The organism is Microbispora sp. NPDC049633, assembly GCF_040675265.1.
In the GTDB taxonomy this organism is placed as follows: Bacteria; Actinomycetota; Actinomycetes; order Streptosporangiales; family Streptosporangiaceae; genus Microbispora; species Microbispora maris.
The window spans coordinates 1-26,595 of sequence record NZ_JBFAOO010000019.1 but is presented as its reverse complement, the minus strand read 5'-3'; the positions used below and the strand labels follow the sequence as shown (position 1 = coordinate 26,595).

At 68.9% G+C, this 26,595-nt stretch carries 24 protein-coding genes, 2 tRNA genes and 1 riboswitch; of the genes, 11 read left to right on the top strand and 15 right to left on the bottom strand.

Annotation, left to right across the window (positions count from 1 at the left end):
- Positions 1-4: 4 nt before the first annotated feature.
- The gene (locus tag AB0J39_RS07810) at positions 5-610 is read right to left on the bottom strand and encodes a response regulator transcription factor (RefSeq protein ID WP_363462654.1); all 606 of its coding nucleotides are present in this window, start codon (positions 608-610) and stop codon (positions 5-7) included.
- A gap of 190 nt (positions 611-800) precedes the next feature.
- On the opposite strand from AB0J39_RS07810, the gene AB0J39_RS07805 reads away from it, so the two are divergent.
- Positions 801-2,105 (top strand): site-2 protease family protein, encoded by a 1,305-nt coding sequence (locus tag AB0J39_RS07805; protein ID WP_363462653.1) that lies wholly within the window; start codon positions 801-803, stop codon positions 2,103-2,105.
- 17 nt (positions 2,106-2,122) lie between these two features.
- Here AB0J39_RS07805 and AB0J39_RS07800 read toward each other — a convergent pair whose 3' ends face one another.
- Both AB0J39_RS07800 and AB0J39_RS07795 read right to left on the bottom strand, forming a co-directional pair.
- The gene (locus AB0J39_RS07800; protein WP_363462652.1) at positions 2,123-2,632 is read right to left on the bottom strand and encodes a DinB family protein; all 510 of its coding nucleotides are present in this window, start codon (positions 2,630-2,632) and stop codon (positions 2,123-2,125) included.
- A 17-nt stretch (positions 2,633-2,649) separates the two neighbouring features.
- Positions 2,650-3,846 carry a serine hydrolase domain-containing protein gene (locus tag AB0J39_RS07795; protein ID WP_363462651.1) on the bottom strand — a complete coding sequence of 399 codons (1,197 nt, stop codon included), beginning with the start codon at positions 3,844-3,846 and terminating at the stop codon, positions 2,650-2,652.
- 321 nt (positions 3,847-4,167) lie between these two features.
- Between AB0J39_RS07795 and AB0J39_RS07790 the strand changes: the two genes are divergently transcribed.
- Positions 4,168-4,599: a hypothetical protein gene (locus tag AB0J39_RS07790; protein ID WP_363462650.1), complete on the top strand. Its 432-nt coding sequence runs from the start codon at positions 4,168-4,170 to the stop codon at positions 4,597-4,599.
- Between the two features lie 65 nt (positions 4,600-4,664).
- Here the strand turns inward: AB0J39_RS07790 and AB0J39_RS07785 are convergent, their stop codons facing one another.
- The 7 genes from AB0J39_RS07785 to AB0J39_RS07755 form a co-directional block, all read right to left on the bottom strand.
- Positions 4,665-5,597, bottom strand: coding sequence for a hypothetical protein (locus tag AB0J39_RS07785; protein WP_363462649.1), 933 nt, complete (start codon positions 5,595-5,597; stop codon positions 4,665-4,667).
- A 13-nt stretch (positions 5,598-5,610) separates the two neighbouring features.
- A riboswitch (cyclic di-AMP (ydaO/yuaA leader) is annotated at positions 5,611-5,749 on the bottom strand.
- Positions 5,750-5,820: 71 nt separating this feature from the next.
- The gene (gene galT / locus AB0J39_RS07780; protein WP_363462648.1) at positions 5,821-6,879 is read right to left on the bottom strand and encodes a galactose-1-phosphate uridylyltransferase; all 1,059 of its coding nucleotides are present in this window, start codon (positions 6,877-6,879) and stop codon (positions 5,821-5,823) included.
- 37 nt (positions 6,880-6,916) lie between these two features.
- Entirely contained in the window at positions 6,917-7,720 is an 804-nt protein-coding gene (locus AB0J39_RS07775; RefSeq protein WP_363462647.1) for a DeoR/GlpR family DNA-binding transcription regulator, read from the bottom strand.
- A 227-nt stretch (positions 7,721-7,947) separates the two neighbouring features.
- Positions 7,948-8,514, bottom strand: a complete 567-nt coding sequence (locus AB0J39_RS07770; RefSeq protein WP_363462646.1) for a TIGR03086 family metal-binding protein — start codon at positions 8,512-8,514, stop codon at positions 7,948-7,950.
- Between the two features lie 87 nt (positions 8,515-8,601).
- Complete coding sequence (locus AB0J39_RS07765) at positions 8,602-10,335, bottom strand: SpoIIE family protein phosphatase (protein ID WP_363462645.1); 1,734 nt, start codon at positions 10,333-10,335, stop codon at positions 8,602-8,604.
- Between the two features lie 162 nt (positions 10,336-10,497).
- Entirely contained in the window at positions 10,498-11,856 is a 1,359-nt protein-coding gene (locus AB0J39_RS07760; RefSeq protein WP_363462644.1) for a TrpB-like pyridoxal phosphate-dependent enzyme, read from the bottom strand.
- Positions 11,857-11,920: 64 nt separating this feature from the next.
- Positions 11,921-12,418 (bottom strand): DUF2087 domain-containing protein, encoded by a 498-nt coding sequence (locus AB0J39_RS07755; RefSeq protein WP_363462643.1) that lies wholly within the window; start codon positions 12,416-12,418, stop codon positions 11,921-11,923.
- 50 nt (positions 12,419-12,468) lie between these two features.
- Between AB0J39_RS07755 and AB0J39_RS07750 the strand changes: the two genes are divergently transcribed.
- The gene (locus tag AB0J39_RS07750) at positions 12,469-12,861 is read left to right on the top strand and encodes a VOC family protein (RefSeq protein WP_363462642.1); all 393 of its coding nucleotides are present in this window, start codon (positions 12,469-12,471) and stop codon (positions 12,859-12,861) included.
- Positions 12,862-12,864: 3 nt separating this feature from the next.
- Here the strand turns inward: AB0J39_RS07750 and AB0J39_RS07745 are convergent, their stop codons facing one another.
- Together AB0J39_RS07745 and AB0J39_RS07740 are read right to left on the bottom strand one after the other, a co-directional pair.
- A complete protein-coding gene (locus tag AB0J39_RS07745) occupies positions 12,865-13,626 on the bottom strand; it encodes an enoyl-CoA hydratase (protein WP_363462641.1) in 762 nt (253 codons plus the stop codon).
- Between the two features lie 168 nt (positions 13,627-13,794).
- Positions 13,795-13,871 (bottom strand) — tRNA-Pro (locus AB0J39_RS07740).
- Between the two features lie 90 nt (positions 13,872-13,961).
- On the opposite strand from AB0J39_RS07740, the gene AB0J39_RS07735 reads away from it, so the two are divergent.
- Positions 13,962-14,035 (top strand) — tRNA-Gly (locus AB0J39_RS07735).
- 22 nt (positions 14,036-14,057) lie between these two features.
- Here AB0J39_RS07735 and AB0J39_RS07730 read toward each other — a convergent pair.
- Positions 14,058-14,291: a helix-turn-helix transcriptional regulator gene (locus AB0J39_RS07730; protein WP_363462640.1), complete on the bottom strand. Its 234-nt coding sequence runs from the start codon at positions 14,289-14,291 to the stop codon at positions 14,058-14,060.
- A 442-nt stretch (positions 14,292-14,733) separates the two neighbouring features.
- Between AB0J39_RS07730 and AB0J39_RS07725 the strand changes: the two genes are divergently transcribed.
- The gene (locus tag AB0J39_RS07725) at positions 14,734-15,480 is read left to right on the top strand and encodes a PDZ domain-containing protein (protein WP_363462639.1); all 747 of its coding nucleotides are present in this window, start codon (positions 14,734-14,736) and stop codon (positions 15,478-15,480) included.
- 523 nt (positions 15,481-16,003) lie between these two features.
- Here AB0J39_RS07725 and AB0J39_RS07720 read toward each other — a convergent pair.
- A complete protein-coding gene (locus AB0J39_RS07720) occupies positions 16,004-16,984 on the bottom strand; it encodes a ferritin family protein (protein WP_363462638.1) in 981 nt (326 codons plus the stop codon).
- A gap of 148 nt (positions 16,985-17,132) precedes the next feature.
- Positions 17,133-17,522 (bottom strand): ATP-binding protein, encoded by a 390-nt coding sequence (locus tag AB0J39_RS07715; RefSeq protein WP_363462637.1) that lies wholly within the window; start codon positions 17,520-17,522, stop codon positions 17,133-17,135.
- A 366-nt stretch (positions 17,523-17,888) separates the two neighbouring features.
- On the opposite strand from AB0J39_RS07715, the gene AB0J39_RS07710 reads away from it, so the two are divergent.
- From AB0J39_RS07710 to AB0J39_RS07685, 6 genes are all read left to right on the top strand, one after another.
- Positions 17,889-18,755 carry a helix-turn-helix transcriptional regulator gene (locus tag AB0J39_RS07710; RefSeq protein WP_363462636.1) on the top strand — a complete coding sequence of 289 codons (867 nt, stop codon included), beginning with the start codon at positions 17,889-17,891 and terminating at the stop codon, positions 18,753-18,755.
- A gap of 201 nt (positions 18,756-18,956) precedes the next feature.
- Positions 18,957-20,348: a trigger factor gene (gene tig / locus AB0J39_RS07705; protein WP_363462635.1), complete on the top strand. Its 1,392-nt coding sequence runs from the start codon at positions 18,957-18,959 to the stop codon at positions 20,346-20,348.
- Between the two features lie 353 nt (positions 20,349-20,701).
- The gene (locus AB0J39_RS07700) at positions 20,702-21,346 is read left to right on the top strand and encodes an ATP-dependent Clp protease proteolytic subunit (RefSeq protein WP_169987685.1); all 645 of its coding nucleotides are present in this window, start codon (positions 20,702-20,704) and stop codon (positions 21,344-21,346) included.
- A gap of 14 nt (positions 21,347-21,360) precedes the next feature.
- Entirely contained in the window at positions 21,361-22,008 is a 648-nt protein-coding gene (locus tag AB0J39_RS07695) for an ATP-dependent Clp protease proteolytic subunit (RefSeq protein WP_169987687.1), read from the top strand.
- Between the two features lie 206 nt (positions 22,009-22,214).
- Positions 22,215-23,498 carry an ATP-dependent Clp protease ATP-binding subunit ClpX gene (gene clpX / locus AB0J39_RS07690; RefSeq protein WP_150935092.1) on the top strand — a complete coding sequence of 428 codons (1,284 nt, stop codon included), beginning with the start codon at positions 22,215-22,217 and terminating at the stop codon, positions 23,496-23,498.
- A gap of 85 nt (positions 23,499-23,583) precedes the next feature.
- Positions 23,584-26,163 carry a valine--tRNA ligase gene (locus AB0J39_RS07685; protein ID WP_363462634.1) on the top strand — a complete coding sequence of 860 codons (2,580 nt, stop codon included), beginning with the start codon at positions 23,584-23,586 and terminating at the stop codon, positions 26,161-26,163.
- Positions 26,164-26,595 lie beyond the last annotated feature (432 nt).

The following is a 26,595-nucleotide window of genomic DNA, read 5'->3' as shown; positions in this document are numbered from 1 at the left end:
GTCCCTACAGCCAGCCGGAGTCGGTGGCGATGCGGACGGCGTCGACGCGGCTGCGCGCCCCGGTCTTGACGATGATGCGCGACAGGTGGTTGCGCACCGTGCCGACGGACAGGCCCAGCTCCGCGGCGATCTCCTTCGGGCGCGCGCCCCCCGCCGCGAGCCGCAGCACCTCGTGCTCCCGCGGCGTCAGCGGGCAGTCGGCGGCCTCCAGCGCGGCGACCGCCAGCTCGGAGTCGACGACCCGGCGCCCGGCGGTGATCCGGCGGATGCCGTCGGCGAGCTGCTCGGGACCCACCTCGATGCTCAGGTAGCCCAGGACGCCCGCCGCGAAGGCCCGCTTCACGTGACCCGGGCTCGGCTGCGCCGACAGCAGCAGCACCCGGCAGCGCGGCACCTTCTCGCCGAGCCGCGCCGCCGCGCTGAGCCCGTCCACGCCGGGCAGGTCCGCGTCGATGACGGCGGCGTCCGGCCGTACGTCCAGGGCCGCGGGCACGATGTCCTCACCCGACCCGACGTCCGCGACCACCCGCAGGTCGTCCTCCCCGTCGAGGGACGCGACCAGGCCACGCCGTACCAACGGAAGATGCTCGGCCACCAGGATCCGGATCAAGATGCTCCCCTCTGGACGTCTCTCAAAGGGTGATCGACCAACTGCGTACTGTCAACGAAGTGTCCCTAATCGGTCACCTGCGGGCAAGCCGAACCCGCGTCGGAATAGTCTTCGCTCTCGCGCGGGTGGGCTACGCTCGAAAGGTGCTTCGTCTGCCAGGGCACCTTCTCCACCTCGGGGGTACGCGCTGATGAGCTGGCTCATCGTGGCCGGATTCGTGATCGTCTTCGTGGGCCTGCTGCTGTCGATCGCGCTTCATGAGATCGGGCACCTCGTGCCCGCCAAGCTCTTCGGCGTCCGCGTGACCCAGTACATGGTGGGTTTCGGGCCCACGATGTGGTCGCGCAGGCGGGGTGAGACCGAGTACGGCGTGAAGTGGATCCCGCTCGGCGGCTACATCCGCATGATCGGCATGCTCCCGCCGCGCGCCTCCGACGAGCCGGGCAAGCTGCGCAGCGTCTCCACGGGCCCCTGGCAGGGACTCATCGAGAACGCGCGGGCCGTCGCCTCGGAGGAGATCCGGCCGGGCGACGAGAACCGGGTCTTCTACCGCAAGCCTTGGTGGCAGAAGGTCATCATCATGACCGGCGGCCCGGCGATGAACTTCGTGCTGGCGTTCGTGTTGTTCGCGGTGGTGATGATGGGGTTCGGCGTGCGCGAGTTGACGCCGGTCGTGTCCTCGGTGTCGAAGTGCGCCATCCCGGCCGCCGAGGCGGGGCACCGCGACTGCCGGGACAGCGATCCGCTGACACCCGCCGCGAAGGCCGGTCTGCGGCCCGGCGACCACATCGTCGCCGTCGGCGGCACGCCGGCCGCCGATTGGGAGGCGGCGCAGCGGCTGATCCGGGAGCACGGCGCGGGGGCGACGACGCTCGGCATCGAACGGAACGGGCAGCGGACCGACGTGCGGGTCGACCTGATCGCGCAGGACATGCCCTCGCTGACCGACCCCGACAAGGTCGACAAGAACGTCGGCTTCCTGGGCGTGAGCCCGACCACCGTCGTGGAGAAGAAGGGCCCCGGCTACGTCGTCGGGCAGATGTGGGACCTGACCGAGCGCACCGCCGTCGCGATGGTCAACATCCCCAAGAAGATGGTCGGCGTCTGGAACGCCGCGTTCTCGGGAGACAAGCGCGACCCGAACGGGCCGATCGGCATCGTGGGGGCGGGCCGGATCGGCGGTGAGATCGCCGCCTCGGACCTCCCGGTCGAGAACAAGATCGAAATCTTCATCAACCTGCTGGCCGCGCTGAACCTCGCGGTGGGCATGTTCAACCTGATCCCGCTGCTGCCGCTGGACGGCGGGCACATCGCCGGCGGGCTCTGGGAGGGCCTCAAGCGGGCCTTCGCGCGGGTGCGCCGTCGGCCCGCCCCCGGTTACGTGGACGTGGCCAAGGCGCTCCCGCTGACGTACGTCATGGCGGCCCTGCTGGTCGTCATGGGCGGCCTTCTCATCTACGCCGACCTCGTCAACCCGGTCCGCCTGTCCGGCTGAGCCCGCCGGGCGGCGGGCTACTCGCCGGTGGCGCCGTCGACGCGCTCGCGCAGCAGATCGGCGTGACCGTTGTGGCGGGCGTACTCCTCGATCATGTGGCACATGATCCAGCGCAGCGAGTGGTGGACGCCCTCACGGCCCGCCTTCGTCATGGTGTCCAGGTCGGCGCAGGCCTCCTCGGCCGCCCGCGCGTGCTCGATCTCCGCACGCCAGGTCGCGAAGGCCTCCTCGGCGGACGCGGTGTCCACGTTGTCGAACTCGCCGTCCGGGTCGTCGGCGCTGTAGTAGATGCCGTCCAGGTCCTCGCCGTTCAGCCGCCGCCGGAACCAGGCTCGCTCGACGTCGGCCATGTGCCGTACGAGGCCGAGCAACGACATGCTGGAGGGCGGCACCGAGCGCAGCCGCAGCTGCTCCTCCGTGAGGCCCTCGCACTTCACCGCGAGGGTCTCACGGTGCCAGTCCAGCCAGGCGCGCAGCATCGTGCGCTCGTCGGCGGCGACAGGGGGATCGATACGTGTTTCGGTCATCCCAGTATCCTGCCCGGCTAACGCGGTATCGCGCCAACGCCGCCGCGGATCGCGCTGCGGACCGCGTCGAGGAGCGTGGCGGCTCTGCTGTCCGGCGCGCCCTCCTGGACGCGGTTCATGACGTAGCCGAAGGCCAGGCCGGACGCCGGGTCGGCGAAGCCGAGCGATCCGCCGTAGCCGGGCCATCCGAAGGCGGTAGGGCTGTACCAGAAGGCGTCGGGGGTGGGCAGGCCGAAACCGGTGGCGATCCGGACCGGCACGCGCAGGACGCGGTCCACGCCGCCGGCCTGCTCCGCGGTCGCCGCCGCCAGAGTGCCGGGGGACAGGATGCGATGCCCGTCTACCTCGCCGATCAGCGCGGCGTAGAAGCGGGCCAGCGCGCGGGCGGTGCAGATGCCGTTGGTCGCGGGCATCTCGGCGAGCTGCTCGGACGGGTCGTCGTGGTTCAGCAGCGGCGTGACGACGGTCATCGCCCGCATGGTGAGCGACGTGGGATCGGCGTAGGCGCGCATCACCTCGCGCGCGGACTCGGGGAGGGCGTCCAGGTCGATCCCGGTCAGCGCGCCGAGGTCGATCGGGGTGGCGACGATCCGGCTGACCCGGTGCTGCTCGGATTCCGGCAGCCCGATCCACAGGTCGAGGCCGAGCGGTGCGGCGATCTCCTCGGCGAGGAAGGCGCCGATGCTGCGGCCCGTCACCCGGCGGACCACCTCGCCGACCAGCCAGCCGTACGTGTGCGCATGGTAGCCGTGCGCGGTGCCCGGCTCCCAGAACGGCCGCTGGGCGGCCAGCGCGGTCACCATCGGGTCCCAGGCGATCGCCTCCGCCGGGGTGATCGGGTTGTCGATCGCGGGCAGTCCGGCCTGGTGGGTGAGCAGCCAGCGCACCGGGATCCGGTCCTTGCCGTTCGCCGCGAACTCCGGCCAGTAGCCGGCGACGGGTGCGTCCAGGTCCAGTTCGCCCCGCTCGGCCAGCAGGTGCGCGCAGGCGGCGGTGACCCCCTTGGTGGTGGAGAACACGACCGCCAGGGTGTCGCGGTCCCAGGGGCGGCCCGTTCCGGGGTCGGCGATCCCGCCCCACAGGTCGACGACCTTCCGGCCGTGCAGGTAGACGGCGACCGCGGCCCCCACCTCCTGCCCGCCGGACAGATTCGCCGCGAAGGCCTCACGTACTGCTTCGAATCCAGGTGCGGTCTCGCCGCCGATTCCGGGCATGCGTCATCGCCTTCCGAACGATCAGGGTGTGGGCAGGAGCCGACGAGGCGGGCGCGGTGCTGCGGTGTCGTCTCTCGCAGAGACGAAGTTAGTCCATTGACGAAACCTCGTCAACGGCGAAGACGATGTTCTCTTCCGGGTCGCGGGTGCTCGCAGAGAACGAGTAGGCCGTTCATCGACCCTGGAGGCCGAACCTGACCGCCTTGACTCGGAGATGAACGGGTCATTGCTCAGGCTTGTGCATATGTGGCAGATGTGATCAAAATCAATTTACCCTTCAACTACTTGGGCTGAAGGGTCACCGCACGGATGAGGAGAGGCATGAAGCGCACCATCTCCGTTCTCGCCGTCGCCGGCGGCGTTCTCGGCGCCACGCTCACCGGCGTCGGCCCCGCGTCCGCGGACACACCCGCAGTGGACTGCTCCACGGGCGGGTACACCTATGTCGTCAACAAATACGTCCCCACCAACGTCGAGGCGCCGGCGGTGGACAATCGCCTCTACAACATCGCCGGTCCGACGGCGTACACGCACGAGGTCTGCCTCGACATCCCCGACACCGAGACGTTCACGATCGAGGTCCGGATCGGGCCCACCGGGTCACAGCGAGTGATCGTGGACGACCGGCCCGGGGACAAGATCTTCCGCTTCTCGCCCGGTGCCAACACCTTCTGGCAGGTCTACGGCACGTTGACCGGGCCCGGCAGCACCTACCTGTACTACACCTGGCACGAGAAGCAGATCCCGGCCTGACCCGGAACGGCCCGGCCGCCTCGCTCGCCGAGGTGGCCGGCCTTCCCCGCGAACGCCCTGACAGGTCAGTACATCGAGATGTGGACGTGGTCGTAGTGGTTGGCGGTGACTCCGCCGCGATCGGACATGGTCCGCCAGCCCGGATGGCCGAGGTTGTAGATGCGCTGCTGCCAGATCACGTACATCACGCCCAGCTTCGGCCCGTTCTTGATGGCCCAGGCGGCCAGGCTGTCGCCGAGCGCCTTCATCTCGGGGGAGGGCATGGCGCCGCCCGAGCTCATCATGAAGTCGCAGGCGCGGCCGAGGGGGTGCTCGCCGCTGTTCTCCGCGCGGTAGCAGCCCACCGGAAACCGCAGGTTGAAGGCCTGGCCGACCTCGGTGCGCATGAGCCGCATACGGGGGGTGATGTTGTCGGAGCCGGCGGGCAGCTCCGGCGCCCACGAACCGCCGGCCCGTCTGCCCGGGGCGATCGGGATGAGGGCGTCGAGCTTGCCCTTGATCTCGTCGATGAGGTCCTCGGCGTCCTCGCGCTGCGCGGCGACCTCGGCGGCCTGCGTCTTGAGCTGTCCGGTGAGTGTCTCGGCGGCGTCCGCGGCCCGTTGCCGCTCGGCGCGGACCTGGTCGAAGTGCTCGAGCCTGGCGGCCTGCTCCTGTTTGAGCTGGTAGTTCAGCGCGGCGGTGTTCATGTCGGGCAGCGCCATCGAGCTGTCCGTCTGATAGCGCAGCCCGGCCATCTGCCGTACGGCGTCCCTGGCGACCTCGTAATCGGCCTCCGCCTTGGCCAGCCGCCCGCGCGCGGCCTTCTCCTCGACACGGGCCTTGGCGAGCGCGACTCGTTTGGCGTTGTAGTCGGCGATCAGGCGGTCGATCCTCTTCCGCAGGTCCGACAGCTCCTGCTTGAGCTGCTTCTCCGTGGGCTTGGGGTCGGCGGCGCCCGGGGTGGCCGCGCCGAACACGAGGGCGGCGGAGGCGAGCACACCGACAGCCAGGGGGAACACGCGGGGCAGAGCCCACTCCTCTCCACATGCCGGCCGGGTTAGCTGACGGGTGCGGGCTGGAGGAGCCCGGGCAGGCGGCTGCCTTGACCCCAGATGCGTGGTTGGGTCCCCGGCTCCCGGGCGAGGCGCCCGGGATTAGGCGTACCGGCTGTGACAGCCGGTGCTCCGGGATACTACTGGTAAAGAAACCCCAGGTGCCACCCAAGTCGCAACCGTTCGGTGATCAAGCCGTGACCACCTCGCGGAGCATCCGGGCGGCCTCCTCCGGCAGCACGTCGTTGACGAACGCGCCCATCGCCGACTCCGAGCCGGCGAGGTACTTCAGCTTGTTCGGCGCCCGCCGGATCGTGAAGAGCTGGAGGTGGAGATGGGCCAGGTCGCGCCGGTAGGTGACCGGGGCCTGGTGCCAGGCGGCGACGTACGGCATGACGACGCCGAACAGCCCGTCGAGGCGGCGCAGCACCTCGATGTAGAGCGGCGCGAAGGCGGCGCGCTCCTCGGGCGACAGGGCGGGGATGTCGGGCACCCGGCGGTGCGGGTAGACGTGCACCTCGAACGGGTACCGCGCGGCGGCCGGAACGAAGGCCGTCCAGTGCTCGTTGGCGGCCACCACCCGGGGGCCCTTCCGCTCGGCGGCCAGGACGTCCGCGAACAGGTTGCCGCCCCGGTGACGGGCGGCGGTGTCCAGCATCTGGCGCGTACGCGGCGTGACGTACGGATAGGCGTAGATCTGCCCATGGGGGTGCGGCAGGGTGATGCCGATCTCGGCGCCGCGGTTCTCGAAGCAGAAGACCTGCTCCACGCCGGGCAGCGCGGACAGCTCGGCCGTACGGTCGGCCCACGCCTCTACGACCAGCTCGGCCTGCTCATCGCTCAGGGAGCTGAACGACGCGTTGTGGTCGGAGGTGAAGCAGACCACCTCACAGCGCCCGATCCCCGGCCGCACCTCGCTCAGGCCGCCCACCTGCTCGTACGCCCCGGTGTTGAAGCTGAACGACGGGAACCGGTTCTCGAACACCGCCACCTCGTACGGCGAGGGGATCTCCGAGCCGGGATGTGCCGGGCAGAGCGGGCACTCCTGGGCGGACGGCAGGTGGGTGCGCGTCTGACGATGCCGGGCGACGGCCACCCACTCGTCCATCAGCGGGTCGTAGCGCAACTCGGAGGCGAGCGGGCGCGGCGGCAGGTCCCTGGGGTCGGTGGCGCTGTGGTCGGCGTCGTCGCGCCGGTCGAAGTAGATGAGCTCGCGGCCGTCGGCGAGATGGGTGATGGTGCGCTTCACGAAGCGGTCTCCAACTTTCGGCGTGCGGTGTTCGGCGTCACAGGGCGGTCTCCAGCGCGGATTCCCCGGACGGATCGGCGAGGAGGAGCTCGCCGGCGTGCTCCGACAGCTCGGCGCGCGCCTCATCCGGCAGTCCGACGTCGCTCACGACCACGTCGGCCTCGCCGAGGGCGGCGATCGTGCTGATGCCGATCGTCCCCCACTTGGTGTGGTCGGCCAGGACCACGAGCTGCTGGGCGGCCGCGATGAGAGCGCGGTCGGTCTCCGCCTCCAGCAGGTTGGGCGTGGTGTATCCCGCCCTGACGCTCATGCCGTGCACGCCGAGCATGAGCGTGTCGACGTTCAGGGAGCGGACGGCCGCCACGGCCACCGGGCCGACCAGGGCGTCGGAGGGCGTGCGCACGCCTCCCGCCAGCACCACGGTCTGGTCGGGCCGCCCCGCCCGGTGGAAGACGTCGGCCACCTGCACGGAGTTGGTGATCACAGTCAGTTCGGGCACGTCCACCAGGTGGTGGGCGAGCGTCCAGGTCGTGGTCCCGGCCGACAGGGCGACCGAACTGCCCGGCCGTACGAGGATGGCCGCCCGGCGGGCGATGGCCTCCTTCTCGGCCTGCTGCCGCACCGACTTGGCCGCGAAGCCCGGCTCCTCCGTCGAGCCGGTGCCGGTGGCGGTCGCCCCGCCGTGCACCTTGACGATCAGGCCGCGTTCCGCGAGGACCTCCAGGTCGCGGCGGATCGTCATGTCCGAGACCCCGAGGTCGCGTACGAGCTGCGCGACGCGCACCCCGCCGGTTCTGCGCACCCTCTCCAGGATCGCCTGCTGCCGTTGCTGGGCCAGCATCCACCACTCCTGTCAACAGATTCAAACAAATTATGCCCCACGCACGTGGGGACGTGTTGAGTTGGGGTCCGGGTACTTGCCGGTCGCGGCCTCGGGGAGGAGAGTGAGCGAAACGCCGTACTCGACGGAAGGCGGTCTTCATGGGCAGACGCGCACGCAAGTCGAAGGCACGCAAGAAGAAGAAGGCCAACCACGGCAGGCGGCCCACGGGCCGGTAGAGGCCCGGTCTAGGCGTTCCTGCCCCAGGCGGCGAGCAGGTGAGTCTGCTGGTCGGCGCCGGCCGGGACGCCTCGCTCGTCCCCGATCACCCCCGCCTCGCGGTAGTCCTCCCGCGCCTTCTCGAACCATTCCGAGCAGGAGGCGACGAGCTCGGGGTCGAGCCTTTCCGGCCCGCCGATGGCACGTGCCAGGTCCCAGGTGTGGATCAGCGCGTCCGCGAACAGCTCGGTGATGTACTCCTCGCCCGGCACGTCGCCGAAGGACAGATGGGCGACGGCGGTCAGGGCGCCCTCGGCGTACACGGCCTGCACGGCGCCCTGCGCGGACGCCTCGAACGCCTTGACCGGGTCGTCGCCGAGCACGTCCCCCTCGAAGGCGTCCCCCACCTCCGCGACCGTGCGGCCGGACAGCAGCTCGGGGGCCCACAGGTTCTCGGACACGACGTGGTTGACCAGCCCGCGGACGTCCCAGTCGACGCAGGGAGTCGGCAACTCCCACTGACCGCGGCGGACGAGATGGAGGCGGTCCCCGAAACCGTCCAGCGCCCTGCGGTACGCGTCACGGATATCGATCATGTCCCCTCCTCGCCACGAACTCCCCGTTCGACCGTAACTCTTCTCAACGATCAGTAATACACGCTCGCCGGGGAGGGAACACCCGGGTCAAGGGAGGTGCTGCTCGACCCAGACGATCTTTCCGTACGGAGTGGGCCGCGTGCCCCAGCGGTAGGCGAACCGCTTGATCAGCTGGAGACCGCGGCCGGTGTCCTCGTCGGGGGTGGCCGTGCGCGGGGCGGGAGCGGCGGGCGAGCCGTCGGCGACCTCGACCACCAGCGTCCGCCCGCGCAGCAGCCGCAGCTCTATCGGCGGCCAGCCGTGCTTGAGCGCGTTGGTGACCAGCTCGCTCACGATGAGCTGGGTGGCGTCCACCAGGCCGCCCAGGCCCCACCTCTGCAGCGTGCCGCGGACGAAGCGGCGCGCGTGCGAGACGAACCGCGGGTCGGCCGGCAACGGGCAGGTCGCGATCTCGTCCGGATCGAGGTCGCGCACCTGGGCCACCAGCAGGGCGATGTCGTCACGCTCGTGGCTCGACCGCTGGCTGCTGATGATCACGTCGCACATGTCCTCCAGGTCGTCGACCGGACCGGCGAGCAGGCGCCGCAGCCCCATGATCCCGGCGTCCAGGTCCCGCTCGCGGCTCTCCACCAGGCCGTCCGTGTAGAGGGCGAGCACGCTCCCGGACGGCAGGACCAGCTCGCGCGACTCCAGCGGATCGCTGCCGATGCCCAGCGGCAGGCCCGACGGCAGCTCGATGATCTCGGTCGAGCGGTCGGGGTGCAGCAGGATCGGCGGCACGTGCCCGGCGCGGGCGAGCGCGCAACTGCGCGTCACCGGGTCGTAGACCGCGTAGATGCACGTCGCGATCTGGCTCGGGTCGAGGTCCTGGCTCATGAGGTTGAGCCGGAACAGCACCTCGTCTGGCGGCAGGTCGAGGCTCGCCAGCGTACGCGCGGCCGTGCGCAGCTGGCCCATGGTCGCCGCGGCCCTGGTCCCGTGCCCCATGACGTCGCCCACCACCAGGGCCGTACGGCAGCCGGGCAGGGCGATCACGTCGTACCAGTCGCCACCGACGCCCATCAGGTCGCTGGCCGGCAGATACCGCGAGGCGATGTCCATCCCGAGCGCCTGCGGAAGCTCGACGGGCAGCAGGCTGCTCTGCAGGGTCAGCGCGGTTTTGCGCTCCGTGGTGTACAGCCGCGCGTTGTCGATGCACAGCGCGGCGCGGGCGGCCAGGTCCTCGGCCACCACCACGTCCTGCTCCTCGAACGGCAGGCTGCCGGGGCGCCGGGTGAAGACCGCGCAGCCGAGGACCCGGCCCCGCGCCCGCAGGGGCACCGCGAGGAACGAGCAGTCGGTCAGGAGCGAGGCGACCGCCTCCTCCCGGTCCAGGCTGGCGCCGATCAGCCGGGCGCTCTCCTTGTCCAGCGACGGGTACATCAGCGGCTTCCCGCCCGCCATGCACTGGGCCTGCGGGAGGATCGCCGGATAGATCGTCGCCTCGTCGACCGGGAACGCCTTCATCCAGGCGTCCGGATCGGCGCCGGCCACACCCAGGGCCACCCGGCGTACGAGGGTCGTGCCGTCGACCGGCCGGGGCGACAGCTCGCCCTCCGACATGAGGCGGTCCTGCACCATCACGGCCGCCGCGTCGGCGAAGCGGGGGACCGACACGTCCACGAGCTCCCGGCTCGTCTCGGCCAGGTCGAGCGTGCTGCCGATACGCCGGCTCGCCTCGTTCAGGAAGGCCAGCCGCTCGTTGGCGGACGCGGCGCTGCTGCGGCGCCACTGCGCCCGGTTCCCCGGGGCGGGGTCCTTGATAACGCAGTTCCGGTTCAACGAATTCTCCGGAGAGAGCGGATGGTGTTCCAGAATCGTATGGAGCTGATACCGCGCATTTCAGCCGTTTGACATGAGTGCTCCGACAGGTATGACGGCACGATGGCGCAGCCGTACCCGCCGCTCAAGGGACGAAACGGATATCAGTGAGCATGCGTCGCATCAGACGACGGGCAGGTGCGCGAGGGCCTCGTCGATCCGCCCCTGCGGAAGCGTGAAGTCCTCCAGGCGGCCGGCGAGACGGCTCTCGTAGGCGGGCAGGTCGAAATGGCCGTGCCCGCACAGGGACATCACGATGACCTTCTCCTCGCCCGACTCCGCGCACCGCAGCGCCTCGGCGATCGTCGCGGCCACCGCGTGGGCGGGTTCGGGGGCAGGCACGATCCCCTCGGCCCTGGCGAAGCGGATCCCCGCGTCGAAGCACTCGGTCTGCGTGACGGCCACGGCCTCCACCAGGCCCTGCGCGTACACGTGTGAGAGCAGCGGCGACATGCCGTGGTAGCGCAGCCCGCCGGCGTGGATCGGGTCGGGCACGAACGTGTGCCCCAGTGTGTGCATCTTCATCAGCGGCGTGAACCCCGCGGCGTCGCCGAAGTCGTAGGCGTACGTGCCGCGGGTCAGCGACGGGCAGGCGGCGGGCTCCACGCCGCGCAGCACCGGGTTCATCCGTCCCGCCAGCTTCTCGCGCAGGAACGGGAAGGCCAGCCCGGCGAAGTTGGAGCCGCCCCCGGTGCAGCCGATCACCAGGTCGGGAGTCTCGCCGAGAGCGGCGAGCTGCTCCAGCGCCTCCTCGCCGATGACGGTCTGGTGCAGCAGGACGTGGTTGAGCACCGAGCCCAGGGCGTACCGCGTGTCGTCGTGCTGCCCGGCGACCTCGACCGCCTCGCTGATCGCGATGCCCAGCGACCCCGTGCAGTGCGGGTCCTCCGCCAGGATCCTGCTGCCCGCCGTGGTCACCGCCGACGGGCTGGCGTGCAGGGTGGCGCCGTAGACCTTCATCAGCGTGCGCCGGTACGGCTTCTGGTCGTACGACGCCCGGACCATCCAGATTTCGCAGGCCAGGCCGTACTGGGCGGAGGCGAACGCCAGCGCGGACCCCCACTGGCCCGCGCCGGTCTCGGTGGTCAGCCTGCGCACGCCCTCCCGCGCGTTGTAGTACGCCTGCGGGACCGCCGTGTTGGGCTTGTGCGAGCCCGACGGGCTGCCGCCCTCGTACTTGTAGTAGATGCGCGCGGGCGTGCCGAGGGCGCGCTCCAGGCGGCGGGCGCGGATGAGCGGAGTCGGCCGCCAGAGGCGGTAGACGTCGAGGACGCCCTCGGGGATCGGGACGAACCGCTCGCCCGACACCTCCTGCCCGATCAGCGCCTCCGGGAAGAGCGGGGCGAGGTCGTCGGGGCCGACCGGCTGCAGCGTCGCCGGGTGGAGCACCGGTGGGGGCGGCGTGGGCAGGTCCGGGATGACGTTGTACCAGTTCCGGGGGATCCGGGACTCGTCGAGAAGCACCCTGGTCGGCTCGCCCATGTCTCCCAGTGTCCGCGCCGCGGGCCCATCGGGAAAGGGCGCCGGCCGATGTGGCCGGACCCGGTCAGACGCTTCCTCCCGAACGCCAGTAGACGTTGGCCTCCCGGGTGAGGAACCCCTCGTCCACCAGATAGCGGCGCAGCGCGGCATGGTCGTCGTGGAACGCCCGCAGCGCCACGTCGACCTCCTTCTCCTGGTAGCGCACGCCCACCTCGAACACCTGCGCGATGTAGTCGAGCACCATCAGCCGTTTGGCCCGCTTCACCGGTATGGAGACGAGCCGCCCGTCGACCAGGAACGCGTCCATCGGGTCGGCCGGCGTGGAGGGGACCGTGCGCAGCAGGTCGCGGAAGGTCTCCGGCCGCGCCCGCCAGCCGTCCTCCTCCCGTACGGCGAGACCGCCCCTGGCCAGCCGGTCAAGGGCCTTGGCCGCCGCCTCCGGGGTCAGCCCGGTGACCTTGTCGAGCGGCTCGCCGGGACGCAGGACCAGTCCGGCGAGGACGCGAAGCGTGTCGTCCTGCCCGAGCAGCCCGAGCACGCGGGAGATGTGCTTGTCGATCACCTGTCCACGGTATTGGGTCGATGAGGACCGCGGAAAACCTGGAGGCCGCCGTGACCGCTCGACTGGACCACACGATCGTGCACAGCAGTGACCGCTTCGAGTCCGCCCGGTTCCTGACCGGGTTGCTCGGCGAGCCGGAGCCCGGCGCGTTCGGGCCGTTCGCCACGGTCCGGGTCGCCAACGGCGTGACGATCGACTACGCCGACTCGATCGTCGAGCGGGACCGGATCGTCATGCAGCACCTGGCGTTCCTCGTCTCCGAGGACGAGTTCGACGAGATCTGCGCCCGCATCGCCGAGCGGGGCCTGCCGTACTGGGGCGGGCCGCACCACCAGGAGCCGCAGCAGGTCAACCACCGCCACCACGGTCGCGGGGTGTACGTGGACGACCCCGACGGCCACGCCATCGAGTTCCTCACGCACCCGTACGTGGAGGAGGAGTGACTTTCAGCGGCTCTGGGTCCGGCCCCGTTCGAAGACCGCGCGCCTGCGGGCGGCGAAGTCCTCCGGGCTGGCGATGGTGAGCCCGTCCCGGCCGGTCTCCAGTTCGGCCCGCAGGCCGTCGGCGCCGGTGCCGTCCCGCAGGAGGTCGTAGATCTCCCGGATCCTGCCCAGCGTCTGCGGAGTCGTCGTCGCGATGCTCCGTGCGAGCTCCACGGCCCGGGGCAGCAGCCGGTCGTGCGCGACGACCTCGTTCACCAGCCCGATGCGCAGCGCGAGGGGCGCGTCGACGAAGTCACCGGTGAACGTCATCTGCCGGGCCCACGCCTGCCCGACCGCCTGGCTCAGCCGGGCGGTCATGCCCCAGGAGGGCACGATGCCGACGCGGGTGTGGGTGTCGGCGAACCGCGCCCGTTCACTGGCGATCCTGAAGTCGCACGCGAGCGCGAACTCCAGGCCGCCGGTCACCGCCACGCCGTTGACCGCGCCGATGACGGGCACGGGGAAGTTCCGCAGCGGGAGGATCGAGTCGGGACGGCCGATGTTCACATTCGCTTCCAACTCACCGAGGTCCAGGCCCGCGCAGAAAGCGGGGTCGGCCCCGGTGAGGACCATCGCGCGCAGGTCGGGCTCGGCCGCGAGCCGCTCCAGCGTGTCCCGGAACTCCTCCAGCAGCGCCTTGGAGATCGCGTTGTACTTGCGCGGACGGTTCAGCGTCACGACCGCGACGGCCTCGGCAGGCCGGTCGACGAGGACCAGGTCGCCCATGGTGCTCCTCAGGGTCCCGGGAGTACGGCGAGAACAGGTTATAGAAACGCGCCGGAGGCCCGGAGCCCGGCGGGGGTGCCGTTGCCCCTATGGATGGGGACCCCTATCGGGAGCGGGGACCGCTCCGGCGGCTGTCAGCCGCAAGCGGTGTGGGAAACGCGAGAGCCATGGTCGGGGCGACAGGATTTGAACCTGCGACTTCTTGCTCCCAAAGCAAGCGCGCTACCAAGCTGCGCCACGCCCCGTCTCGTCGGGTACGCGTGCGCTCCGAGACTCCGGTACGCTTACGCCCTGACGACCGGATGAAGTCTAGACCAGATGGACACCGGCCGCGCGCGGACGTAGCTCAATGGTAGAGCCCCAGTCTTCCAAACTGGCTACGCGGGTTCGATTCCCGTCGTCCGCTCCATTGCGAAAGGCCAGGTCATCCCCTATGGGGAGCCTGGCCTTTCTGTTTCTCGAGTTTGTTGATCGAGGTTGAGCGCTGCGGACACTTGCTCAACCGTCTCTGGAGTCGGTAGCAGGCGACCTGTTTCCATGCGCGAGATCGTCGGCTGGGCGACCCCCGCCAGTTGCGCGAGCTCCTTGCCCGTCAGGCCCGCATCCTTGCGCAGCCGCCGCAGCAGCTCACCCAACTCCCGCAACCGATCACGCCGATCCTCCATGCAGGCGTTCTACCACCGACACTTCAGCCCGTGGTCAGAGGTCACGCGGAACACTGCCGAACTGTTCTTGGGGATCAAGGCGGCGGCGCGGCGCGCCGCCGCACGGCCCGCCGCCCGAACGCCGCCCGAGCGTGCGGCGTGGGCGCCGGTCTCGGCCGGCGGCGGGGCCACGGGCCGCCCACCGCACCACCCGCTCGCCGTACCCGACCATCGGCCGCCGCCGTGGGCCGCACCGCCGCCCGCCTGAGAATCACTCTCCGCCTTGATAGTGAACGTGTCGACTTGCCGAGAGTGCTGCCGTCATTGAACGCGGACTGCTCGCTCACCAGTCAACGATCCCACTCGGGCTTACCTAGCCTGCCTCCCATGCGGCCCGTCATCACGACTTTCCGCAACCTAACTGCCACAATGCGTCATGATCATCCGCTAGCAAGGAGTACCCATGACAAACAAAGGGATAAAGCCGTATGCCGCCGTCGCTGTGGCAGCGAGCCTGTTTACCGGCGGAACCGCCTTCGCGGCCACTGCGGAAGGCGCGCCGTCGAACTTTGCACGTCCGGCGCGGTCGCTGCCCCCGCAGCAGAGCGTTCCCGACCTGGACACGGGCGGCCCAGCCAAGGATGTCGTCTACAAGGCTGACAGCCTGATCCGTAACCAGCCAGGTCGGTTCGTCGCGCAGGCCCCGCCGTACACCCGCATCGTCAGTATCAACACGACAACCTGCCTCGGCAGCGTCATCTGTACGGCCACGGTCGCACCGGACGGCAAATCGGCCACCATGACCATGCAGAACAACAACTGGATATGGGGTGGAGAACTCAGCGTCACACTCAAAGCGGAGGACAATGCCCCGATGGCCGGCGGCCAGTTCAGCAGCACGATGACCTTCGATGGCACCACGCAGCCCCTCACGGTCAACATCGTCCCAGGCACGCAAGGGGTCATCGATGGCTATCTGAGAAACACCGCCAGCGGAGTCAACGTGCTGTTCGTTGCTCCGGGAAGCAACAGCCAGTCCTCTGGCCTCATGGCCGGTGACATCATCAGGTCCTTCAACGGCACCCCGGTCACCACCACTGCCGCCCTCAACCAGGCAATGGCAGGCAAGCGGGCCGGAGCGACGTTCCCTGTGATCGTGGAACGCGGCGGCGCCTGGGTCACTGTCCAGCTGAAACTGGACCGGCAGTAACGGAGGTCAGAGGCGGGCAGACCCACACCCGGAAAACACTGGCGAAGCCTGCCTCTGACCCGCCATGCGCATCCAAAATCCCCCCGGACCCCCTGCCCCGGAGACGTGGACGAGATGCCCTATGACCTGCATTGAACCGTCCGGAACAGCGCGAGGCCGATCTTCAATCCGCAGGTTCCGGATTCAACTCCCAGGAGTCTTGCCCAACGACTGCCGTGCAACATGCATGCAGTGATCATGACTCATCCCTTCCGGCCATGCCCGTTGCGTGCCCGTCGGGAGGGTCGCCAAGGGGGAATCGCGGGGACTCGCGGGCAAGGGGGAAGCGTCTCCGACCTGGAGCGAAGCAGGTAACGGAGGTACGCGCCGCAATCTTCCAAACTGGCTACGCGGGTTCGATTCCCGTCGTCCGCTCTGACGATGAAGGCCCAGGTCCGGGGGTGAGTCCCCGGCCCTGGGCCTTGGTCTTCTCACGGTCTCCGAATTCTCGCCATGGCGGGACGGGCACGACCGTGTCTCTCGGTCAGCTCGCTGCGGGGCAACGGCCGCCGAGCTCGGACAGCTGACCGGCGAAGGCCTTCGCGTGCTTCAGCTCGTCTTTCGCCGTGTCGGTGAGCACGCTGGCCGCCGCGGTGTCTCCGGCGGATGAGGCCTGGCGCGCGTAATCGGGGTACATCCGGGTGCCCTCGTGAGTCTCACCCTTGATCGTCGCGCACAGGTTGGCCGCGGTGCCGCGCACCGCGCCGGCCAGATTCGCCTCCTCGGCGAAGTGCTCGGTGCGCTCGACGGCGGCGGTGCGGTGGAACAGTTTGGCGAGCCTCGGCTGACCGGTCTCGCGGGCCTTGTCTCCGTAGAGGGTGTACCTCGCGTAGGCGAAGGCTTCGCCCTTCATCGCCGTACGCAGGTTCTCCAGGGTCCGGTCGGACGAGACCTCCGGCTCTCCCGCGCGTACGGTCACGCGCTTCGCCTTGACATCCGTTGGGATGACCGCGCCGGACGACGGATCGGCGACGGCCTTCGCCGCCTCGGCGAACTTCGCGTGGTGTGCGGCCTCGTCCTTGGCAATCTCCGAGAAGAGGCGGGCCGCCTGCCGGTCGCCGTCCTTCCTGGCCTGCTTGGCGAAGTTCTTGTACATCTTCGTCGCTTCGTAGGACTCGCCGCTCATGCTGTCGCGGAGGTTCGCGGCGTTGTCGCCGACCAGGCCGACGAGCTTCGCCTGCTCGTCGAGGTGCTCGCGTAATTCCGTGTGTGCGGTGCGCCTGTACAGCCCGGCCACTTCGGGCAGGTTCTCCCTGTCCGCCTGCTTCGCGTACTCGCGGTAGGCGACGTGCGCGAGCGCCTCGCCCTTCATCGCGTTCGTGACGTTGGTACGTGTCGACGGGCCGACGTCGTCCCCATGGGGAGCGGCCGCAGCCGAGGCGCGTGCGACTCCCAGAGCGAGAAGCGTGACGGTGCCGGCAGCCGTGAGACCGGCCTTGCACCAGCCGAGACCTGAGGTTTCCATGCGACCCCCCGACGGGCGTAGAGCCTGGTGAGAGGGGGGTCGGAACCCGGCATACCCGGTTACGGCGCGCGAATCTCCTCGGATGCCCTGTGTCTTGCACGGACATCTGAAAACATGGCCCCGGTGGCCGGGTGGCCGCAGGAGACCGTCAGTCGCCGGTGCGGAAGAGGGCCCAGACGGCCTTGCCGCCCTCGTCCAGCGCGTCCCAGCCCCAGGCCTGGCTGTAGGTCTCGACGATGTAGAGGCCACGTCCGTGCTCGGAGACGAAGTCGGGCTGCGCGGGTGAGGGCGCCTGGTCGCTCGGGTCCGACACGGCGAGCAGCACGTGCGGCGCGATGCGCAGGAGCGTCAGCGTTATGGGCGGCTCACCGGTGCGGTTCGCCGGACACAGAGCGTAACGAACAGCGTTGGTAACCAGTTCGCTCACGACGAGTGCCGCGTCGTCGCTCAGCTCCGACAGGCCCCACTCCCGCAGGGTCGTCCGGGTGACGTCACGTGCGGTCTTGACCGAATCGGCCTGCGGGGCCAGGGGGCACATCGTCGTATCGGACGGACCTGCCGCCCTCCGGAACCAGCCGAATCCCACGTCGCGGGTCAGCTGGCCGCCGGATTTGGGCTCGTCCGACATGGTTGCCCGTACCTCCCGCTGGCCTGAATCGATGACTGGTGCACATTTAGCCCAATATGCACCTAAGACATGATGGATCAGTGGCTCCCGCTGCTGCAAGACCCAAATGCACGTGCAGTTGTCATGTGCAGACGCACGTTGCGAATGTGCTGACCGTCAGGGACACGTAGATCAGACCTTGTCATCGGAGCCCGGAGTGGTGACACTGTGTGGGCTGGGGGTGTCGTACGGGTCGTCCCTTGGCGGCACACAGGGCCGAGGTGAGAGGGAGGCGCCGTGATACAGATCCAGGCTGGATCGGGTCCGACGGCTCTGCGCATCCTTCTCGGTTCCCAGCTCCGCAAGCTCCGTGAGAGCAAGGGCATCAGTCGTGACCAGGCCGGCCAGTGCATCCGGGCGTCCGAGTCGAAGATCAGCCGGATGGAGCTGGGCCGGGTCGGGTTCAAGGAACGCGATGTGGCCGACCTCCTCGTCCTCTACGGAGTCGAGGACGAGGAGACGCGCGATGTCGTGATGAACCTGGTCGAGAGGGCCAACGAGCCCGGCTGGTGGCACAGGTTCAACGACCTGCTGCCCTCGTGGTTTCAGGCGTACGTCGGTCTGGAGGAGGCGGCCGAGCGCATCCGCACCTACGAGGTGCAGTTCGTTCCCGGCCTGCTGCAGACCAAGGAGTACGCGCGCGCCGTCATCATGGCCGGCGCGGTCGGCGCGGCGCCGGAGGAGATCGCCAGGCGGGTGGACCTGCGGCTGGAACGCCAGCGCATCCTCGACGGCGGGAACAGCCCCAAGTTCTGGGCCGTGATCGACGAGGCCGCGCTGCGCCGCCCGATCGGCGGAGTCGACGTCATGCGAGGCCAGATCCAGCACCTCATCGACCTGATGAACCAGTCCAACGTGACGATTCAGGTCATCCCGTTCAGTTATGGAGGACACGCCGCCGAGGGCGGCGCCTTCAGCATCCTGCGGTTCGCCGACCCCGACCTGCCCGACATCGTTTACGTCGAGCAGCTCGCCAGCGCGCTCTACCTGGATAAACGGGAAGAAGTCGACCGCTACAGCGAGGTCATGGAGCGCCTCTGCGCGGTCAGCACCACCCCCACGGAGACGGTGGACCTGCTGCGGCAGATCATGGCAGACCTCTGATCAGTCGCTACCGGGCCTCATCTGCTCTAGACTGCCCTTGGCGTTGGACACCCGCCACAGTCGAGCATGCCCGGACAGGTCGCGTGCAGGCGAGACGGTGATCCTGCGCCTTTCACGTGGGCGCGGCGCGCGTTACTGTGCCGCGGTTGCCGTGCACGACGTGCCCGCGATCACCAGATGCTGGATCAAGGAGACCACCCCGTGAAGACCGCTGTCGAGGAGCTCAGCCCTACCCGGGTCAAGCTCACCGTCGAGGTGCCGTTCAAGGAGCTCGAGCCGAGCCTGCAGGCCGCGTACAAGAAGGTCGCGCAGCAGGTGCGCGTGCCCGGCTTCCGTCCTGGCAAGGTGCCGGCCCGGATCATCGAGCAGCGCTTCGGCCGCGCGGTGGTTCTCGAGGAGACCCTGAACGACGCTCTGCCCAAGCTGTACGGCCAGGCCGTTGACGAGACCGAGGTCTTCCCGGTCAGCCAGCCGGAGATCGAGGTCACCAAGATCGAGGACGGCGAGCAGGTCGAGTTCACCGCCGAGGTGGACATCCGTCCCGCCTTCGACGTCCCGGACTACCAGGGCGCCGAGATCGTGGTCGACCCCGCCGAGGTGACCGACGAGGACATCACCGCCCAGCTCGAGGGCCTGCGCCAGCGCTTCGCGACGCTGACCGGCGTCGAGAGGCCGGCCCAGAACGGCGACTACGTCGTGATGGACCTGCGCGCCGAGATCGACGGCCGCAACCTCGAGGAGCAGCAGGCCGCCGACGTGTCCTACGAGGTCGGCGCGGGCTCGGTCCTGCAGGGCCTGGACGACGCGCTGCAGGGCATGGCCGCGGGCGACGAGAAGACCTTCCGCACCACGCTCGTCGGCGGTGAGAACGCCGGCGAGGAGGCCGACGTGATCATCAACGTCAAGTCGGTCAAGGAGAAGGTGCTGCCCGAGCTGGACGACGAGTTCGCCCAGCTCGCCAGCGAGTTCGACACGCTCGACGAGCTCAAGGACAGCATCCGCGAGCAGGTTCGCCGCAACAAGCTGGTGGACCAGGTCATGCAGAGCCGCGAGAAGGCCCTCGACGCGCTGCTCGAGAAGATCGACATCCCGCTGCCCGAGAGCGCGCTCCAGGCGGAGATCGACGCGCGCAAGCACAACCTCGAGCACCAGGTCGCCGAGAGCGGCCTGAGCCGTGACGCGTACTTCCGTCTCCAGCAGACCACCGAGGAAGAGCTGTTCGCGGAGTACGAGGCGAACGCGGCCAAGGCGCTGAAGTCGGGCTTCGTGCTCGACAAGATCGTCAAGGCGGAGGAGATCGGCGTCAGCGAGCAGGAGCTGACCGACTTCGTGGTGCGCCGCGCCATGCAGATGGGCGTCGCGCCGAACACGCTGGCCCAGCACCTCGCCGACAACAACCAGCTCCCGCTGGCGATGATGGAGATCGTGCGCGAGAAGGCCAAGACCGTCATCGGGGACGCGGCCAAGGTCACCGACACCGCGGGCAACGAGGTGGACATCCAGGCCATCTACGCCGAGCTCAACCCCGAGCAGGAGGCCGTGGGCGTGGACGAGGCGGGCGAGGAGCCCGCCGAGGAGACCAAGGAGAGCTGATCTCCGAGGCCCTCGCCTGACTTCTGCCGCCGGCCTGCCGCAGGGCGGGCCGGCGCGGTGGCAGCGCTTGAACCCCCGTCGCACTCGGGTGCGCCGGGGGTTTCCGGTTATATCCGGGCAAATCGCTGGAAATTGTTTATTACCGGGGGCGGGGAGCACGCGTACGGCCGTGACACATGTGTCTCGGCAGTCCGGCCATGGGCGGGAAACACGAGCGATGCGGCGTGGATGCGCCGTCGCGGGCCGGGCATGCGCCGACAGCGAACAGTACGGCGCACGGGCATGACCTGTCTGCGCCGCGCGTTAAGGTCACAAGCAAAGCCAATCGATTACGAGCATCGGAAGGTGACGCTGTGACCAGCCCGCCGACCTTCTTCCCGACCGGTGGTTCCGGCTTCGAGGCCCGGAGCCCGGAGGGTGGCCCCTCCCGCCTCGAGGACCAGCTCTACCAGCGCCTGCTGCGCGAGCGGATCGTGGTGCTCGGCACCCAGGTGAACGACGAGGTGGCCAACCGGCTGTGCGCTGAGCTCCTGCTCCTCGCCGCCGATGACCCCGATCGTGACATCTGGATGTACATCAACTCCCCGGGTGGCTCGGTAACCGCCGGTATGGCGATTTACGACATGATGGAGTACGTGCCGAACAACGTCTGCACGGTCGCCATGGGTCTGGCCGCCTCCATGGGGCAGTTCCTGCTCTGCGCCGGCGCCCGCGGCAAGCGGTACGCGCTTCCGCACGCCCGGATCATGATGCACCAGCCGTCCGGCGGCATCGGCGGCACCGCGGCCGACATCGCGATCCAGGCCGAGCAGATGCTCTACGTGAAGAAGACACTCGCGGAGCGGATCGCCTACCACACCGGCCAGCCGCTCGAGCAGATCGAGCGCGACTCCGACCGGGACCGCTGGTTCACGGCCGAGGAGGCCAAGGACTACGGCTTCATCGACCACGTGGTGCGCAGCGCCCGCCAGGTGCCCTCCGAGGGCGCCGTCTCGTGACTGGAGCTTCCCAGATGAGTGAGCTGATCCGGCCGGGTGACATCAACGGCCGCTACGTCCTTCCCTCCTTCGTCGAGCGCACGTCGTACGGCGTCAAGGAGATGAACCCCTACAACAAGCTGTTCGAGGATCGCATCATCTTCCTCGGCGTCCAGATCGACGACGCTTCGGCGAACGACGTGATGGCGCAGCTGCTCACGCTGGAGTCGCTCGACCCTGACCGCGACATCAGCATGTACATCAACTCGCCGGGCGGCTCGTTCACCGCGATGACCGCGATCTACGACACCATGCAGTTCGTCCGGCCCGAGATCCAGACGGTCTGCCTGGGGCAGGCGGCCTCGGCCGCCGCGATCCTGCTGGCCGGCGGCACGCCGGGCAAGCGGTTCGCGCTGCCGAACGCCCGCGTGCTGATCCACCAGCCCTACACCGAGGGCGGCGGACAGGGCAGCGACATCGAGATCCAGGCTCGTGAGATCCTGCGGATGAGGTCGCTGCTGGAGGATCTCGTGGCGAAGCACTCGGGCAAGTCGCCCGACGAGGTCCGCAAGGACATCGAGCGCGACAAGATCCTCAGCGCCGAGGAGGCGAAGGCGTACGGGTTGGTGGACGACATCATCCCGTCGCGGAAGAAGCGTGCGGCGGCGGTCGCCGCTTCCTGAGGAGGTTGCCGCACCGGAACGGTGCCCATTTGGGCACGTTCCGGTGCGACTCACCGCTAGGGGGCTCACTGAGGGCCCGAGAGACGGTAACGTCGAAACCTGAGCGGGATGACGTTTTCGCACCGGATCGCGTTCAATGATCGCGAAGAGGGTGCGGACGGAAGCGACCGCGGCGGCAGGCGGTCCCACGCAAAGGAGTATCTGGGGTGGCACGCATCGGCGACGGGGGAGACCTGCTGAAGTGCTCGTTCTGCGGCAAGAGCCAGAAGCAGGTCAAGAAGCTCATCGCCGGACCAGGCGTCTACATCTGCGATGAGTGCATCGACCTCTGCAACGAGATCATCGAGGAGGAGCTGTCCGAGTCCTCCGAACTCAAGTGGGACAACCTTCCCAAGCCCCGTGAGATCTACGAGTTCCTGGACGCGTACGTCATCGGGCAGGACAAGGCGAAGAAGGCCTTGTCGGTGGCGGTCTACAACCACTACAAGCGCGTCCAGTCCGGGGAGCGAGGCCGCGACGACGGCCTGGAGCTGGCCAAGTCCAACATTCTGCTGCTCGGCCCCACCGGGTCGGGCAAGACCCTGCTCGCGCAGACGCTCGCCAAGATGCTCAACGTGCCGTTCGCCATCGCGGACGCGACCGCGCTGACCGAGGCGGGATACGTCGGCGAGGACGTGGAGAACATCCTCCTCAAGCTGATCCAGGCCGCCGACTACGACGTCAAGAAGGCCGAGACCGGCATCATCTACATCGACGAGGTCGACAAGATCGCCCGCAAGAGCGAGAACCCGTCGATCACGCGGGACGTGTCGGGCGAGGGCGTGCAGCAGGCCCTGCTCAAGATCCTGGAAGGGACCACGGCGAGTGTGCCGCCGCAGGGCGGGCGCAAGCACCCCCACCAGGAGTTCATCCAGATCGACACCACGAACGTGCTGTTCATCTGCGGCGGCGCCTTCGCCGGCCTCGAGAAGATCATCGAATCCCGGGTCGGCAGGAAGGGCATCGGCTTCAACGCGATCATCCACTCCAAGGAGGAGATGGACTCGTCCGACATCTTCTCGGACGTCATGCCGGAAGACCTGCTCAAGTTCGGCATGATCCCCGAGTTCGTCGGCCGGCTGCCGGTGATCACGTCGGTGCACAACCTCGACAGGAGTGCGCTGATCCAGATCCTCACCGAGCCGCGCAACGCGCTCGTGAAGCAGTACCGGCGCCTGCTCGAGCTGGACAACGTCGAGCTGGAGTTCACCGACGACGCGCTCGAGGCCATCGCCGACCAGGCCATCCTGCGCGGCACCGGTGCCCGCGGCCTGCGCGCCATCTTGGAGGAAGTCCTCCAGTCCGTGATGTACGAGGTGCCCTCCCGTCAGGACGTGGCCCGCGTCGTCATCACCCGTGAGGCCGTGCTGGAGCACGTGAACCCGACTCTCGTGCCGCGCGACCAGCTGCAGGCCAAGCAGCAGCGGACGCCGAGGGAGAAGTCGGCCTGACGGGCACTCGCCCGGGCGTGTTGTTGTCCACAGGGTGTGCGGCGACGGCTCGGGCGGCGTCCGGACGTCCCTAGAATTGGGCAGCGTGACTACGTCTGAGCTGCCCACCCAGTACGCCCCCGCCGATGTCGAGACCCGGAGCTACGAGCGCTGGGTATCGGCGGGCTACTTCACCGCGGACCCGGGCAGCGGGCGCGAGCCGTACAGCATCGTGCTTCCCCCGCCCAACGTGACCGGGTCGCTCCACGTGGGCCACGCGCTCGACCACTCGATCCAGGACGCGCTGACCCGGCGGGCCCGGATGCGGGGGATGGAGACGCTGTGGCTGCCCGGCATGGACCACGCCGGCATCGCCACCCAGAACGTCGTGGAGCGCGAGATCGCCAAGGACGGCCTGTCCCGCCACGACTTCGGCCGTGAGGCGTTCGTCGAGCGCGTCTGGCAGTGGAAGGAGGAGTCCGGCGGCCGGATCCTCGGTCAGATGAAGAAGCTCGGCGACGGCGTGGACTGGTCCCGCGAGCGCTTCACGATGGACGAGGGGCTCTCCCGGGCCGTCCAGACGATCTTCAAGAAGCTGTTCGACGACGGGCTCATCTACCGGGCCGAGCGGATCATCAACTGGTGCCCCCGCTGCCTGACCGCCCTGTCCGACATCGAGGTCGAGCACAGCGACGACGATGGCGAGCTCGTCTCGATTCGATACGGCTCGGGTGACGAGGAGATCGTCGTCGCCACGACCCGCGCGGAGACGATGCTGGGCGACACCGCGGTCGCCGTTCATCCCGCCGACGAGCGCTACGCGCACCTAATCGGCAAGTACGTCGAGGTCCCGCTCACCGGGCGGCGCATCCCGATCGTCGCGGACGAGCACGTGGACCCCTCGTTCGGCACCGGCGCGGTCAAGGTCACCCCCGCGCACGACCCGAACGACTTCGAGATCGGACGCCGCCACTCGCTGGAGTCGCTCGTCATCATGGACGAGCGGGGCATCATCACCGCTCACGGGCCCTTCCAGGGCCTCGACAGGTTCGAGGCGCGGCCCGCCGTCGTCGCCGCGCTGCGCGAGCAGGGCCGCATCGTCGCCGAGAAGCGCCCGTACGTCCACTCGGTCGGCCACTGCTCCCGATGCAAGACCGTGGTCGAGCCGCGTCTGTCGCTGCAGTGGTTCGTGAACGTCACGCCGCTGGCCAAGGCCGCCGGCGACGCGGTGCGCGACGGCCGCACCCGCATCCACCCGCCGGAGCTGGCCAAGCGCTACTTCGACTGGGTCGACGACATGCACGACTGGTGCATCTCCCGTCAACTGTGGTGGGGTCACCGAATCCCCGTCTGGTACGGCCCGGACGGCGACATGGTCTGCGTGGGACCCGACGAGGAGCCGCCGGCCGGTTACGAGCAGGACCAGGACGTCCTCGACACGTGGTTCTCCTCGGGACTGTGGCCGTTCTCCACGCTGGGCTGGCCCGACGACACGCCCGAGCTGGCCCGCTTCTATCCGACGAGCGTCCTGGTCACCGGCTACGACATCCTGTTCTTCTGGGTGGCCCGGATGATGATGTTCGGGTTGTACGCGATGGACGGCCAGCCGCCGTTCCGCACTGTGGCGTTGCACGGCATGGTGCGCGACCAGTTCGGCAAGAAGATGTCGAAGTCGTTCGGCAACGTCGTCGACCCGCTCGACTGGATCGAGCGATACGGCGCGGACGCCACACGCTTCACGCTGCTCCGCGGTGCCAACCCCGGCTCCGACGTGGCGATCAGCGAGGACTGGGCGGCCGGCTCCCGGAACTTCTGCAACAAGATCTGGAACGCCACCCGGTTCGCGCTGATGAACGGCGCCGTCTCCGACGGCCTGCCCGATGACCTCACCGCGGCCGACCGGTGGATCCTGTCCCGGCTGCAGGAGGTCGTCACGAGTGTCGACGCGGCCTTCGAGGAGTTCGAGTTCGCGAAGGCCTCCGACGCCCTCTACCACTTCGCCTGGGACGAGGTCTTCGACTGGTACGTCGAGTTGGCCAAGGTGCAGTTCGCCGAGGGCGGTGCGGTCGCCGAGAACACCAAGCGGGTGCTGGGGCACGTCCTCGACGCGCTGCTGCGGCTGCTCCACCCGCTCGTGCCGTTCGTGACCGAGGAGCTGTGGCGTGCCCTGACCGGCAGGGAGTCGATCGTGGTGACTCCCTGGCCATCGGTGTCGCCCGACCTGTTCGACCCCGCGGCCGAGCAGGAGATCGCCTCCCTGCAGAACCTGGTGACGGAAGTGCGCAGGTTCCGATCCGACCAGGGGCTGAAGCCCGGCCAGCGCGTGGCCGCGCGGCTGTCCCTGGCCGGTACGGCTCTCGCGGCCCATGAGGACGCGATCCGGGTCCTGCTGCGCCTGGACGAGCCGGCGGACACCTTCAATCCGACAGCCCGGCTCACCGTCGGCACGGTGCTCGTGGAGATCGACACGGCCGGTGCCATCGACGTCGTGGCCGAGCGGAAGCGGCTGGAGAAGGACCTGGCCGCGGCGCGCAAGGAGCAGGCACAGGTCACCGCGAAGCTCGGCAACGAGCAGTTCATGGCCAAGGCTCCCGAGGACGTCGTGGCGAAGGTGCGCCGGCGTGCCGAGCAGGCCGGCGAGGACATCTCTCGCCTCGAGGCCCAGCTCGCCGCCCTGCCGGCATAGGTGTGCCGGATGAGGTTTGGGAGTGCTGGAGACGGGGCAAGACTGTGTAGTTGCCTAAGTTGTCTCCAGCACCTCTCAACCGGTGCTAGTCTTTCTCTCGCGCTGAGGGTCCGGCGAGTCGGAACACCCCACGGGGATCCGGTTGTTAGACTCTCGGTTACTCCCTCCCTCTGACCCGATCTCGGGTGTCTCGTCGCGATTCGACGAGGTGCCGGGGATCGAGTAAGTTCGAGGGGTTGTCCCGGAAACGGGGCGGCCGAAATTCTCGGTGAAAAACGGAATTCAAAAGCAAATCGAGTTGATTTGACACGAATAACCGGACTCGCCAGAATAGAGGCACAACGAACGAAGCGAAACGCCCCGGAGCGTAGGGCCTGGTGAATCGGGTTCTGGGTGATGGTGGTCGCGTCCGTTTCTTGAGAACTCAACAGT